Origin of the sequence: Bradyrhizobium sp. 41S5 (assembly GCF_011516665.3) — a bacterium.
GTDB classification, from domain to species: domain Bacteria; phylum Pseudomonadota; class Alphaproteobacteria; order Rhizobiales; family Xanthobacteraceae; genus Bradyrhizobium; species Bradyrhizobium quebecense.
In genome coordinates, this window is the sequence record NZ_CP083721.1 from 2,593,337 (window position 1) to 2,605,941 (window position 12,605).

Annotated in this window: 14 protein-coding genes; 9 read left to right on the forward strand and 5 right to left on the reverse strand. The window is 64.5% G+C overall.

Annotated elements, in window-relative coordinates; translation table 11 throughout:
- The 4 genes from HAP47_RS12195 to HAP47_RS12210 all read left to right on the forward strand — a co-directional run bounded on the left by HAP47_RS12195 (position 1) and on the right by HAP47_RS12210 (position 3,644).
- Entirely contained in the window at positions 1 to 420 is a 420-nt protein-coding gene (locus tag HAP47_RS12195; protein WP_173638032.1) for a DUF2147 domain-containing protein, read from the forward strand.
- A 742-nt stretch (positions 421 to 1,162) separates the two neighbouring features.
- Positions 1,163 to 2,380, forward strand: coding sequence for an extensin-like domain-containing protein (locus HAP47_RS12200; protein WP_173638031.1), 1,218 nt, complete (start codon positions 1,163 to 1,165; stop codon positions 2,378 to 2,380).
- Positions 2,381 to 2,491: 111 nt separating this feature from the next.
- Positions 2,492 to 2,875, forward strand: coding sequence for a response regulator (locus HAP47_RS12205; protein ID WP_173638030.1), 384 nt, complete (start codon positions 2,492 to 2,494; stop codon positions 2,873 to 2,875).
- A gap of 70 nt (positions 2,876 to 2,945) precedes the next feature.
- Positions 2,946 to 3,644, forward strand: a complete 699-nt coding sequence (locus HAP47_RS12210) for an ABC transporter permease (RefSeq protein ID WP_173638029.1) — start codon at positions 2,946 to 2,948, stop codon at positions 3,642 to 3,644.
- Here HAP47_RS12210 and HAP47_RS12215 read toward each other — a convergent pair.
- Entirely contained in the window at positions 3,618 to 4,436 is an 819-nt protein-coding gene (locus tag HAP47_RS12215) for an extracellular solute-binding protein (protein WP_173638028.1), read from the reverse strand. The genes HAP47_RS12210 and HAP47_RS12215 overlap by 27 nt on opposite strands.
- A 228-nt stretch (positions 4,437 to 4,664) precedes the next feature.
- Between HAP47_RS12215 and HAP47_RS12220 the strand changes: the two genes are divergently transcribed.
- Positions 4,665 to 4,895 (forward strand): hypothetical protein, encoded by a 231-nt coding sequence (locus HAP47_RS12220; protein ID WP_173638027.1) that lies wholly within the window; start codon positions 4,665 to 4,667, stop codon positions 4,893 to 4,895.
- A 50-nt stretch (positions 4,896 to 4,945) separates the two neighbouring features.
- Here the strand turns inward: HAP47_RS12220 and HAP47_RS12225 are convergent, their stop codons facing one another.
- Positions 4,946 to 5,539, reverse strand: coding sequence for a TetR/AcrR family transcriptional regulator (locus tag HAP47_RS12225; RefSeq protein ID WP_173638026.1), 594 nt, complete (start codon positions 5,537 to 5,539; stop codon positions 4,946 to 4,948).
- A 123-nt stretch (positions 5,540 to 5,662) separates the two neighbouring features.
- Between HAP47_RS12225 and HAP47_RS12230 the strand changes: the two genes are divergently transcribed.
- The 4 genes from HAP47_RS12230 (at position 5,663) to HAP47_RS12245 (ending at position 10,247) form a co-directional block, all read left to right on the forward strand.
- A complete protein-coding gene (locus tag HAP47_RS12230; protein WP_173638025.1) occupies positions 5,663 to 6,043 on the forward strand; it encodes a DUF4267 domain-containing protein in 381 nt (126 codons plus the stop codon).
- A gap of 1 nt (position 6,044) precedes the next feature.
- Positions 6,045 to 6,365, forward strand: a complete 321-nt coding sequence (locus tag HAP47_RS12235; RefSeq protein ID WP_173638024.1) for a DoxX family protein — start codon at positions 6,045 to 6,047, stop codon at positions 6,363 to 6,365.
- Positions 6,366 to 6,445: 80 nt separating this feature from the next.
- Positions 6,446 to 7,150, forward strand: a complete 705-nt coding sequence (locus HAP47_RS12240) for an SDR family oxidoreductase (RefSeq protein ID WP_173638023.1) — start codon at positions 6,446 to 6,448, stop codon at positions 7,148 to 7,150.
- 424 nt (positions 7,151 to 7,574) lie between these two features.
- On the forward strand, positions 7,575 to 10,247 hold the full coding sequence (locus tag HAP47_RS12245) for a flavin-containing monooxygenase (RefSeq protein ID WP_173638022.1): 2,673 nt from the start codon (positions 7,575 to 7,577) through the stop codon (positions 10,245 to 10,247).
- An 81-nt stretch (positions 10,248 to 10,328) separates the two neighbouring features.
- On the opposite strand, the gene HAP47_RS12250 is transcribed toward HAP47_RS12245, so the two are convergent.
- From HAP47_RS12250 to HAP47_RS12260, 3 genes are all read right to left on the reverse strand, one after another.
- Positions 10,329 to 10,622, reverse strand: a complete 294-nt coding sequence (locus HAP47_RS12250; RefSeq protein ID WP_173638021.1) for a hypothetical protein — start codon at positions 10,620 to 10,622, stop codon at positions 10,329 to 10,331.
- Between the two features lie 162 nt (positions 10,623 to 10,784).
- The gene (locus HAP47_RS12255; RefSeq protein ID WP_173638020.1) at positions 10,785 to 11,627 is read right to left on the reverse strand and encodes a GNAT family N-acetyltransferase; all 843 of its coding nucleotides are present in this window, start codon (positions 11,625 to 11,627) and stop codon (positions 10,785 to 10,787) included.
- A 143-nt stretch (positions 11,628 to 11,770) separates the two neighbouring features.
- On the reverse strand, positions 11,771 to 12,418 hold the full coding sequence (locus HAP47_RS12260; RefSeq protein ID WP_173638019.1) for a TetR/AcrR family transcriptional regulator: 648 nt from the start codon (positions 12,416 to 12,418) through the stop codon (positions 11,771 to 11,773).
- Positions 12,419 to 12,605 lie beyond the last annotated feature (187 nt).

The window sequence follows — 12,605 nt, forward strand, 5'->3', positions numbered from 1 at the left end:
GTGCCTGCAGCGCCTGTGCGTCCGGCGCCGCCGGTGATGCGCGTCTCGCGCGAGGCCGACGAACCGGACGACGGTCCGATCGGCGACTGGCAGACCGAAGCCAGCAATTTGGTGCGCATCCGCCTCTGCGGTACGGCGTTGTGCGGCTATGCGCTCGACAGGACCACGCGCGATCTCGGTGAAGCGGTGCTGATCAACATGAAGCCGAAGACGGACGTGCGCTGGAATGGCGGCGTCTACAGCCAGGACAGCGGCAACATCCGTTACGGCACGATCGAATTGAAGGGCGCTGACAAGCTGCGGGTCTCGTCCTGCGCGCTCGGCCGCGTCTACTGCACCGGTGCCGACTGGGTCCGCGTCTCGCACGCGCGGCAGCGCGTGATCACGCAGGGGCAGCCCCGGGGCGAGCCGCGCTCCTGAGCGCAGCTGTCCAATTTGTAACCGGATGAGACGCGCGCGATGGCGCTCCTGAGAGGGTGACGGAATAAGCTATCGCAAGAAAGCAAAGCGCCCGGCGGGTGCGGCCGCCGGGCGCCGAACTCGTGGCCTGGTCGAATGCTTTAGAACACGCCGAGAATGATGGCGCCGACGAAGGCGAACGCGATGTACGCGGCCACAATGCTCAGCTTGCTCAGCAGAGGACTCGCGAAATCCATTGGGAAGCTCCCTTGGCTCACAATGCTGCCCGCATCAACGCAAAAGCTAGCAAGAGGTTCCTGGCCGAAAAAGTCAGCGTTGCTGCCAAGCTCGATGTTTCCATGCGATGCCGCATTGCGATGCGTGGCTCAAACAGACGCCGAATCAAGGCGTTGAAGCGCCCGCAAATAAATTCCGCGGGGTTGCGGGTTGCGGTCTGGCCGCGGGTCCCGGATACCGTCATCAGATTTCAGAAAGATTGCAATGATGCGAGACACAATCAAAAGGTGAATGGCGATGCCGCAGGATGTCGAACCTCCACGCATTCTCGATCACAACAATGCGGTGGCGATCACCTCGCTCCGCTGCGACGTGACGCGAAGCGTTCGCCACAGTTGACACAGCGAGATCGATGCGGTCGCGCGAATTGCCCTGCGGGGTTCCGCTGCATGGTTAAAGACACCTGAAATCAAGCAGTCGAAATGCGTTGAAGAGTCTTTAATCAAATTCGCAGAACCTCCGCGCCATGACGCGTGGAGTTCGTTTGTATCTCGTCGGCTCCCTTGTCCTTGTGTCGCTTGCTGGTTGCGGCCGCGGTCTGTTCCAGACTGCCGAGCGCGAACCGTGGCGGGCCGAGGCCGAGGCCGCTTGCCTGAAATCAGGCGCGGTCAAGGAAGGCCCGGACCTCGTCCGCATCGATCCGATTTCCGGCCCCGGTGTCTGTGGCGCCGAGTTTCCGCTCAAGGTCGCCGCGCTCGGCGAAGCCAGTTCGGCTTACGGATTTGCCGACGACAGCCTGCGTCCACCGGCGTCGGTCGGCAACCAGCCGCGTTGGCCGATCAATCGTCAGCCGGGCCCGCCGCCCGCGCAGGCGCCATACTCCGAACAGGCCGTCGGCCAGCCGAACTATGGCAGCCAACCGAACGGACCGGTGTCGCTGTCGGCGCCCGGCGTCCCGCCGCAGCAGGGCGAGATCGACCTGCCGCCGGATGGCTCGCCCGATGCCAGCGGCGAGCGACCTTATTATCCGGGTCTGCCCCGTAATCCGCAGCGCGAGGGCGCGACCGCGCCTTATTCACCTGCGCCTTATTCCCAGCAACCGTCGGGCGCGGCGCCGCCGCCACGGCTTGGCCCGTCGAACGGCAATCCGGTGATGACGGTCGGCCCGGTCGCGGTGAAGCCTGCGGCAACGCTGGCGTGTCCGATCGTCTCGGTGCTGGAGCGCTGGCTCGCCGATTCCGTGCAGCCGGCGGCGCAGCGCTGGTTCGGCGCGCGGGTCGTCGAGATCAAGCAGATATCGGCCTATTCCTGCCGCGGCATGAACGGCAATTCGCATGCGCATATTTCCGAGCACGCCTTCGGCAATGCGCTCGATATCGCGGCCTTCACGCTCTCTGATGGCCGACGCATCTCGGTGAAGGATGGCTGGAAGGGCCTGCCGGAGGAGCAGGGCTTTCTGCGCGATGTCCAGGCCGCCGCCTGCCAGCAATTCACTACGGTGCTGGCGCCGGGTTCCAACGTCTATCACTACGACCACATCCATGTGGATCTGATGCGCCGTGCCAGCCGGCGCCTGATCTGCCAACCCGCTGCCGTCTCCGGCGAAGAGGTCGCGGCGCGTGCCGGCGGCCGTAGCCCCTATGCAGCGCGCGAACCTTATGTCACAGGATCGCTCGGCGGCAGAAAGCCTGCCCCGCGGGGTAAGGCGGGGGTCAACGAAGAAGACGAATTCGCCGACGAATAGGACGCGTCTGATACCCGTATTTTTACTGGGGATGCCGTGCAAACGGTAGCCACTATTTGCTGCATATGCTCGCTGAGCCGGGCGCACCCGGCTGATTCCTGGGGGATAGCTTTGCAAGACGTGCCGATCATTCTCGTCATCGAAGACGATCGTGATCTTCAGATGATGGTAGAGGACGCCCTGAGGGACGGCGGCTATGAGCCGGCGATCGCAGGCTCGGGCGAAGAAGCGCTGACGCTTCTGAAGGCATTCCGCACCAAATACAGCGCGCTGGTCACCGACATCCGCCTGCTCGGCCGGCTCGACGGCTGGCGTGTGGCGCGCGGCGCCCGCGAAATCGATCCGTCATTCCCTGTGCTCTACATCACCGGCGGCGGCGGCGACGAGTGGCCGACCCGAGGCGTGCCCGACAGCGTGCTGCTGAACAAGCCGTTCTCGCCCGATCAGCTGGTTGCCGCCGTGGCGAAGCTGCTCAAGAACGGCGCGCCGGCCTGAGCGATCGATAGCCCCTCGCAAGATTGGCAATACGCATGTTGCGCGGGCAAAATGTGGCTGCTAGGCCGGCATGAATGACTTCGCACAGTCGATCGCGGCGGCAGCTTCACTGATCGCCAGCCGCGATCCGGTCCTGCTTGGCATCGTCGCACTGTCATTGCGCATCAGCCTGTTGGCGAGCCTGCTCGCGCTTCTGATCGGAGCGCCGATCGGCGGCTGGCTTGCGATATCCCGATTTCGTGGTCGGCAGGTGGTGATCGTGCTCGCCAATGCCTGTCTCGGCCTGCCGCCGGTCGTGGTCGGCCTCGGGCTTTATCTCCTGCTGTCGCGATCGGGACCGCTGGGCTTCGCCAGCCTGTTGTTCACGCCGACGGCGATGGTCGTGGCGCAGGTCATCCTGGCGACGCCGATCGTGGTCGCGCTTGTGCATCGTCCGGTCGCGCTGCTGTGGGCGGAGTACGCCGACCTGATCCGCACCGACGGCCTGTCCCGCCTGCGCAGCCTCGCGCTGGTTTTCTCGCTGGGTCGCACCTCGCTGCTCACAGCGTTCCTCGCCGCCTTCGGCCGCGCCATCGCGGAGGTCGGCGCCATCATCATCGTGGGCGGCAACATCAGCGGCTACACGCGAACCATGACGACCGCGATTGCGCTCGAGACCAGCAAGGGCGAGCTGGCGCTCGGCCTCGGCCTTGGTGTGATCCTGCTTGCGCTGAGCGTCAGCGTCAGCACGATCGCGTTTCTGCTAGTGCGCGGCGTTGGGGAAAAATAGCTGCTCGCCGCCCACCTTGTAGCCAGCGATGGCCGACTGCCCGGCCTGCGAAACCAGCCAGTCGATGAAGGCCTGGCCGTCCGCGGCCTTTACCGTCGGATGCTTCGCTGGATTGACCAGCATCACGCCATACTGATTGAACAGCCGCTTGTCGCCTTCGGTCAGCACGGCGAGCTCGCCGCGATTTTTGAACGACAGCCAGGTGCCGCGGTCGGACAGCACATAGCCATTCGACGCCGCGGCCATGTTGAGCGCCGGACCCATGCCCTGGCCGATCTCGCGATACCACTGGCCTTTCGCGGAGCCGAGATCGATGCCGGCCTCTTTCCAGAGCCGCAACTCGGCCTCGTGCGTTCCGGAGTGGTCGCCGCGCGAGATGAAGGCCGACTTGGTCGCGGCGATCTTGCGCAAGGCCTCCGCGACATCCTTGTCGCCGGCGATGCGCGCCGGATCGGCCTTGGGGCCGACGATGACGAAATCATTGTACATCACATCGTATCGCCTGGTCGCAAAGCCCTCGGCCAGGAATTTGTCCTCGGCTACGCGATCGTGCACGAACACGACATCGGCATCGCCGCGCCGTCCGATGTCGAGCGCCTGTCCGGTGCCGACCGCGACCACTTTCACATCGATGCCCGCAGCCTGCGAGAAGCGTGGCAGCAGATAGCCGAACAGGCCGGACTGCTCGGTCGATGTCGTCGAGGCGACGATGATGGAGCGGGTCTGTGCGAGCGCGGGACCGGCGAACAACAGCACGGCCGCGATGACGAGGTGTCGAGACAGGAGTGTCATGTGGTCAGCATGTGATGGAGGGCAGGAGATGAAGTCGCGCTGGTCACCATGCCCCAATTGATCCGGTGCCGCAAAGCGGACCGGGTGTCGCGCCAAGCGACGGCCCGTGAACTGGCGGCACTTATTCCTTCTTTATATCATGCCGCGGCATCCCTCCTCGAATTCATACGTCCTCCGGTTCACTTTCCCGGCGAGCAAGCTCGCCAGCAGAGCTCCATGGAGGCAAAGATGACGACCTATCGCGCCTATATCGTCGGACCGCACAGCCGATCCATCGGCGTGGTCAACATGGATTGCAGCGATGACGATGCGGCCGTCATGTCGGCCAGCCGTCTTGTCGACCGCCATGATATCGAACTGTGGCAGATGGACCGGCCGGTAGCCAGGTTCGACGCCTGTTCCAAGCAGGTGTTCCGGAAGCAGTGCGACATTGCGGCAGACCAGCGCCTAGATCCATGAGCGAGCAGCCATGGTCTTGATGCGCTGAAGCAGTCATTCAACGAACGGTCTCAGCCGCGAGCACGCGAGCTGTTTCCGGAAGCGACGATCGCCCGGACAACAAGTGCGATGCGTTCGTTGCGCGCGCCGGGCCTGATTCGGCCTGAGCGCTCGAGGGCGGCGAACCCATGAAGGGCTGCCCAAAAAGTCTCGGTCACGTCAGCTACCTCTACGCAATACGGCGCGACGACCGCCGCAAGCGCTTCGAAAGCGGCCCGCAATTCCGGTCTGGTTCCAGCTTCCGCGAACCGCAAATCCGTCGGAAGGACAAACATCGCGTCGTAGAGTGCGGGACGACTCAGCGCAAAGGCGAGATAGGCCAAGGCGACATTCTTGAGGGCGTTTCGTCGTCCGGTCGATCGGCTTGCCGCTTCCCGAAGCGCTACCGTGATTTCCTGAAAACCTTCGACCGCAACGGCCGCAACAATCGCATCCCTGTTCTTGAAGTGTGAGTAGAGGACAGGCTGGCTATATTCGATCTCATCGGCGAGGCGGCGGATTGTAACGCCATCCCATCCTTCGCGTTCTGCGATTACCCGCGCTGCCGCGACAATGCGATGCTCGCGCTCAGCCCGGTCCCTGCCTTTCCGCTCAGCGGTACCCAATCGTCGATCCCCCGGACTGGAAGGTCCAAACATTTCAATATCATACCGATGCTTGAAAAGCTAGCGTTGCTACATATCTAGCAATGCTAGATAATGTTCTTCGGCTAGGAATGGATCGGTGTGATGCATTGGCTTGCGCTCGGTACGGGATTGCTCGTCGCCCTCGGAATTATCGCGATCGGCATCGGCTACATCGCGAGCCCGAGGACTATGACACGCAGCTTCGGCCTGCCGCTTCCTGAAAGCGGCATCAACATCGCCTGGTGGCTTCGCCTCAAAGGGGTGCGCGACATTGTCGCGGGATTGGTCGTGCTGGCATTCATGGTGTTCGGCACTCCGAGAGATGTCGGCATCATCCTGCTGGTTGAAGCCATCATCCCCATCGGGGACATGCTGGTCATACTTGCCGCGAAGGGCTCCACCAAAAGCGCCTTCGGCATTCACGGTCTCACGGCGTTGATCATGGTCCTTGCGGCTATGCCCCTGATCATTGGAGTGCCCTGAGATGATGCATGCTCTTCCAATCTGGCTGCTCGCTGCCGGCTTCTTTGGCGCAGGCTTCTTCAACGCGATCAGCACGTCAGCGACCCAAGGCGACTTCGCTCGGTGGGGCTACCCGCGCTGGTGGGGCATTTTGACCGGTGGACTGGAGATGATAAGCGCTGTTCTGATCGCGCTTCCAGTCAGTCGGGTTGTTGGCTTGGCGCTTGGGGCGGCCATCATTGCGACCGCGGTTTTCACCGTTCTGCGCCACCGTGATTTTTCTCATCTCGTGCCACTTGGCGTCTTTGTCGTCTTGATCGCTCTTGCCGCAACCTCGTCCTGAGCGCCGCCCCGGGTGTCGCGCCGCGCGATTGCTGATGATAGACCTTGCGCCAGCTTCGTCATCAACAGGGATACCAGGTCATGGCTTTGGAGAAGGTCGCACTCGTCACCGCGGGCGGCAGCGGCATGGGAGCGGCGGCGGCACGGCGGCTTGCCGCAGATGGATTTCGCGTCGCGATCCTGTCGTCGTCGGGCAAGGGCGAGGCGCTGGCCGGCGAGCTCGGCGGCATCGGCTTCATCGGCTCGAACCGTTCGAACGATGATCTGAAGCGCGCCGTCGACGGCGTGATGGCGCGGTGGGGTCGCATCGATGCGCTGGTCAACAGCGCCGGCCACGGCCCGCGCGCGGGCGTGCTGGAGCTGACCGACGAGCAGTGGCACACCGGCCTCGACGTCTATCTGATGAACGTGATCCGCCCGACGCGTCTGGTCGCACCTCACATGCAGGCGCAGAAGTCTGGCGCGATCGTCAACATCTCCACCGCCTGGGCATTCGAGCCGAGCGCGATGTTTCCGACCTCGGCGGTGTTCCGCGCCGGGCTCGCCGCGTTCACGAAGCTGTTCACCGACAGCTACGCGGCCGACAACGTCCGCATGAACAACGTGCTGCCCGGCTGGATCGACAGCCTGCCAGCAACCGACGCGCGCCGCGACAGCGTGCCGATGAAGCGCTACGGCAAGGCGGAGGAGATCGCCGCGACGATCGCGTTCCTCGTCTCCGACGGCGCGGGCTACATCACCGGCCAGAACATTCGCGTCGATGGCGGTTTGATGCGGTCGGTTTGAGGCGACCAGTAAACCCGTCATCCTAAGGGCAGGTGGTTTCACGACTCACTGGTGGCTCCGAACACTCGGAGTCGTCCCGGCGAAAGCCGGGACCCATAACCACCATGGCCATTGTTGCTCGTCGGTGGAACGTTCACAACACCCGCTGCGGGGTATGGGTCCCGGCTTTCGCCGGGACGACAGTGGGTGTGTGGCGCCGTTCGTGCCGTCACAGGATGACAGATCTGGCTTCGCGCACTCGCTTCCTTCGTCGTTGTCGTAGCGTCGCCGCAACTTGCGCCGCCAGTTGCGTCTACGCGCTGCGCGGCGCATTCCAGGCTGCACGCGTCACAATTGCGGCGACCTCAGATTGCGTTTGTCGTGATGACAAACTGAAAGCGCAGGGCTAGCCTTCCGTCAAATCAAAACATACGGGAGGAATGGCATGCCAGACGCAGCAGTCGCAGCACGCGCTTCGGACTCCACGCACGGCGGAACCACGCAGCAGGTCGACGTCGCAGTCGTCGGCGCCGGTTTCGCCGGTCTCTATCTGTTGCATCGGCTGCGCAAGGCGGGCTTCTCGGCGGTTGCTCTCGAAGAGGGCAGCGACGTTGGCGGCACCTGGTACTGGAACCGGTATCCCGGCGCGCGCTGCGACATCCAGACCATCGATTACAGCTACACGTTCGATCCCGAACTCGATCAGGCGTGGACCTGGTCGGAGAAGTACGCGACCCAGCCGGAAATCCTGCGCTATCTCGGCTTCGTCGCCGACCGCTACGATCTGCGCCGCGATATCAGGTTCGGCACCAAGGTCACGCAGGCGACCTGGGACGACGCGACCGCGCGCTGGCTGATCTCGACCAACAACGGCGCCAACGTCTCGTGCCGCTACTACATCATGGCGACCGGCTGCCTGTCGTCGCCGAAGCCGCCGGAAATCGACGGCGTCAAGGACTTCAAGGGCGAGATCTATTTCACCGGCCGCTGGCCGCATCAGGGCGTCGACCTGAAGGGCAAGCGCGTCGCCGTGATCGGCACCGGATCGTCGGGCATTCAGTCGATCCCGTTGATCGCCGAACAAGCCGCGCAACTCACCGTGTTCCAGCGCACGCCGAATTTCGCGTTGCCGGCCGGCAACGGTCCGGCGCCGGAAGATCGCAAGACCTTCTTCGAGAGCGACCGCGCGGCCTATCGCGAGCAGGCGCGCTGGTCGATGGCCGGCGTCCCGTATCCGCAGCAGACCGTGGTGAGCTGGCAATTAAGCGATGCCGAACGCCGCGAGCGGTTCGAGAAGGCATGGGCGGCGGGCGACCTCGTCCACATCCTTTCTCAGCTCTGGGCCGACCAGGCGGTCGATGTCGAAGGCAACCGGCTGGTCGCCGATCTGATCCGCGAGAAGATCGGTGCCGTGGTCAAGGATCCGGAGACGGCTGCGGCGCTGGCCCCGCACGATCATCCGTTCGGCGCCAAGCGTCCCTGCCTTGATACCAATTACTATGCGACCTACAACCGTCCGAACGTGACGCTGGTCAATCTGCGGCAGGAGCCGATCAAGGCGATCACCGCCAGCGGCATCTCGACCGACAAGCGCAGCTTCGATGTCGACGTCATCGTGTTCGCCACCGGCTTCGATGCGATGACCGGCGCGATCATGGCGGTGCATCCGATCTCGGGCCGCGGCGGCAAGTCGCTGTCGGATGTCTGGGCGCACGGACCGCAGACCTATCTCGGCGTCACCGTCGCGGGCTTTCCCAATCTGTTCATGATCACCGGTCCCGGCAGCCCGTCGGTGCTGTCGAACATGGCGGTGTCGATCGAGCAGCATGTCGACTGGGTGGTCGACCGCATCGCCGCGTTGCGCGACGCCGGTTTCACCACGATGGAAGCAACCGAGACCGCGCAGGCCGGCTGGGAACGCCACATGGCCGATTGCGCGACGCTGACGCTGCATCGGCTCGCCAACACCTGGTACACGGGCGCCAACGTGCCGGGCAAGCCGCAGGGCGTGATGCCCTATACCGGTGGCGTCGGTCCGTACCGCAGCATCTGCAACGAGGTGGTCGGGCGCGGCATGCTCGGCTTCAGGCTCTCGGGTCCCGGCGTTGCCGAGCAGTGCAATGACGGCGAGGTGGTGCGTTTGCAGCCGGATGTGCGGCTGGTGCTCAATATGCTCGACGAGATGAACCTGCCGCCTATCGAGACGATGGGCGCACAGGGCGCGCGCGACTTCCTCACCGAGTTCAACAAGGGCCGTCCCGCCGGCCGTCCGGTCGGCGAGGTCGGCACCGGCATGCTGCAGGGCGCTGAAGGTCCGCTGCCGTACAAGCTCTACCGGCCGGCGACGCCGGGGCCGCATCCGATCGTGGTGTATTTCCACGGCGGCGGCTGGGTGCTCGGTGACGAACTCTCCGACGATCCGTTCTGCCGCGATCTGTGCCGGCGCACCGGCATGATCATCGTCAGCGTCGGCTACCGCCACGCGCCCGAGCATCGCTTCCCGGCTGCGGCCGAGGACGGCTATGCCGCGACGCGCTGGATCGCTGCCCACACCGCCGAACTCGGCGGCAGGGCAGGGCCGGTGCTGGTCGCAGGCTGGAGCGCCGGCGGCAACATCGCGGCCGTGACCTGCCAGCTCGCGCGCGATCGCGGCGGGCCCGAGATCGCCGGCCAGCTATTGATCTGCCCGGTCACCGACTCCTCGTTCGACCGGCAGTCCTATGTCGACAACGCGGCCGGCTACTTCCTCACCCGCGGGCTGATGTTCTGGTTCTGGGATCTGTACTGCTCGCCGGCCGACCGCACCGATCCGCGTGTCGCGCCGTTGCGCGGCAAGCTCGAAGGCCTGCCGCCGGCGTTCATTGCGACTGCGGAGTTCGATCCGCTGCGCGACGAGGGGAATGCCTATGGCGACGCGCTCGCGAAGGCCGGCGTAAAGGTCGAGCAGCTCAAGGCGCGGGGCCACTTCCACTCGTCGTTCGTGATGGTCGACGTCATCATCACCGGCGTCGCCGGCCGCGTGAAGATGGCGAAGGCGCTGCGACGCTTCGCCGGACTGCCCGAGGAGTTGGAGCAGGACAACGTCGCCGCGCCGCGGGTCAACGCCGCGGCGAATTAGGGAAGCGCAGATCCCCGCGGCTTGCCCGCGGGGATTTCGCACGACTCCGACCCCGGAGCTCCGATTCAATCAGAACCAGCCCTAGAGGAAGGCGAGATGCTCGACCTTGTTCACGACGTCGTCGAGCGTCTGCTTGGTGGCCGCGGTATCGCCGCCGGCCATGAACACCTGCCAGAACTGCCGATCGACATTATGCAGATGCAGGATGGACACGCGAACGCCGTTCTTGTTGCCGGCGACCTCTGACTGGGTATTGACGACATCGGTGAAGCCGTTCTGCTTCAGCGTGTTGGCGACGACGCCCTTGAGCTCGCCGACATTGGCGAGCGCCTCGCTGAGGCCCATGCTGCGGAAACTGAAAAACAGGAACGCCATGCGACACCTCCTTCTGTTGCGGACGAGCGCAGCGCGCGGAAGTGCGCCGAACTGGCTCTCTCGCTCAACCAGAGGTGTATTTCATTGTTGAATAATCGCGTTATGGGCTGCTTCACAGGAGCCGCGTCCGCGATCATGCGTCATTTGAACGCACGGGCTCCTCTAGCCGAGCTCGAACGTCGTGACGCCGAACACGCGGTCGATCCGCAATGGCGGGATCGCGCCGGTGTACATCCGCGCGGTCTCGAACACCGGCGACAGCCCGAGGCCCTGCGCCAGCGCCACGGCATCGCGGTTGACCGCGGGGACATCGAGGAAGATGTCGCCGCCGCCTGCGTTCGCGAGCAATGCGGACAGGATGGTCTCGGCGCCGGCGCGGTCGTCGGCAACCAGCGGACCGACCTTGCGGCCGGTGCGGCATGGGCGGATCACACCCCAGCCGACCAGCCTGCCGTCGCGCATCAGCGCGCGTCCGACATGTCCCGGCGCATTGATCCAGGCGCGGAGGAAAGCCGGGCGCGGCGCGGGAAACACCGTGGCGTCATCGGCCTCGACCAGCGCGATAGGCAGATCGGCCAGCGCGACGATGCCGATGTTCGGCGCCGACGGTACGGTGACCGCGCCGCCGTAGCGCACATTGGCGTAGGCGAGCGCGAAGCCGGACTTTTGGTAGTTCGCCTGCTGCGCCACCACGCCATCGAGCCCGATCGCGCGCGGATGCGCATGCGCGATAGCCGCATTCCAGATCTTCAGGCCATGGCCGTGGCCGCGCAGATCCGGACGCACGATGTAGAAGCCGAGGAAAGCGAAACGCGCGCCGTAATTGACGCAGGAGATCACCGCGGCAGGCTGGCCGTCGCGCTCGCCGATGAAGAATCCCAGCGGATCTTCGGCGGCAAAGCAGGGCGCATCGGCGAGACCGGGATTCCATCCCTCCGCCGCGGCCCAGTCGATCGCGAGCGCGATCTCCTCGGGCCGCATCTGCCGGATGGTGAGGTCGTTCATGGCGGATGATCACCTCGAATTAGCGACGCAACAGCCATGGTAGCCCGCTAATGGCTCTCCGTCATTGCGAGCGGAGCGAAGCAATCCATCGGCCGCGAGCAAGAAGGGTGGATTGCTTCGCTTCGCTCGCAATGACGAAAAGATCAATCCGCCTGCTTCGGCCGATACGCCGCGAAGAACACGCGCGTCGCGCTGTCGACGACGGTTGCGATCCGGTCCGGCGAGGGCGACGGATTGGCCTGGAAGATGAACGCCTGGAACAGCGTCGCCTGGCACATCTGCATGAACTGCCAGGCCGCGAGCTGATAGTCGTCGATCTCGAGCTCGCCGAGCGCGGCGCGCGCCTCGAGATAGGCGGCGAAGCGGTCGACGGTGTGGGCGATCACATGGGTGTAGAACCGGCTGCCGAGCTCGGGCATCCGCTCGGCGATCGCCATCACTGTGCGGATCGCCGAGCCGCCGCCGGGGCGGCACAGCACCGCGACATAGGCGCGGCCGAATTCGGGGAGGGTGGTGTCGACGTCGCGTGCCGGATCGAAGTTGAAGGCGACCTTGCCCTGCTCGCGCTTCTCCTCCTCGACAATCGCCGCGAACAGCCCGGCCTTGTCGGGGAAATACACGTACAGGGTGCCCTTGGAGACGGCGGCGGCGCGGGCGATCTCGCCCATGCTGGCGCCGTCGAAGCCGAGTTCCAGGAATACCTTGCGGGCACCGTCCAGGATCTGGCGGCGCTTCGAGGACTCCTCGTCGCCGACGACGAGGTGGAGGGGGTTTGGGGGCGCTGCAACCATTGATTTAGCTTCTCGCGAAAGAACTCAAGCCAGCATCAGTCCGGGAAGAATCGAAGCCTTATAATCCGCTGGGCGGGAATGTAGATTGACCGAACCGTTCGGTCAATGGTATTGGTAGGAGTGACGATGCGCCGCACGGCCCTTCTTCCGCCATTGCGCGCGTCAGGATTTTTGGTGGGGAGCCTCG

Excerpts from the sequence above, each read along its gene's own strand:
- HAP47_RS12200 (WP_173638031.1), top strand. The coding sequence starts at position 1,163 with ATGACGCGTGGAGTTCGTTTGTATCTCGTCGGCTCCCTTGTCCTTGTG.
- HAP47_RS12210 (WP_173638029.1), top strand. The coding sequence starts at position 2,946 with ATGAATGACTTCGCACAGTCGATCGCGGCGGCAGCTTCACTGATCGCC.
- HAP47_RS12215 (WP_173638028.1), bottom strand. The coding sequence starts at position 4,436 with ATGACACTCCTGTCTCGACACCTCGTCATCGCGGCCGTGCTGTTGTTC.
- HAP47_RS12220 (WP_173638027.1), top strand. The coding sequence starts at position 4,665 with ATGACGACCTATCGCGCCTATATCGTCGGACCGCACAGCCGATCCATC.
- HAP47_RS12230 (WP_173638025.1), top strand. The coding sequence starts at position 5,663 with ATGCATTGGCTTGCGCTCGGTACGGGATTGCTCGTCGCCCTCGGAATT.
- HAP47_RS12235 (WP_173638024.1), top strand. The coding sequence starts at position 6,045 with ATGATGCATGCTCTTCCAATCTGGCTGCTCGCTGCCGGCTTCTTTGGC.
- HAP47_RS12240 (WP_173638023.1), top strand. The coding sequence starts at position 6,446 with ATGGCTTTGGAGAAGGTCGCACTCGTCACCGCGGGCGGCAGCGGCATG.
- HAP47_RS12245 (WP_173638022.1), top strand. The coding sequence starts at position 7,575 with ATGCCAGACGCAGCAGTCGCAGCACGCGCTTCGGACTCCACGCACGGC.
- HAP47_RS12250 (WP_173638021.1), bottom strand. The coding sequence starts at position 10,622 with ATGGCGTTCCTGTTTTTCAGTTTCCGCAGCATGGGCCTCAGCGAGGCG.
- HAP47_RS12255 (WP_173638020.1), bottom strand. The coding sequence starts at position 11,627 with ATGAACGACCTCACCATCCGGCAGATGCGGCCCGAGGAGATCGCGCTC.
- HAP47_RS12260 (WP_173638019.1), bottom strand. The coding sequence starts at position 12,418 with ATGGTTGCAGCGCCCCCAAACCCCCTCCACCTCGTCGTCGGCGACGAG.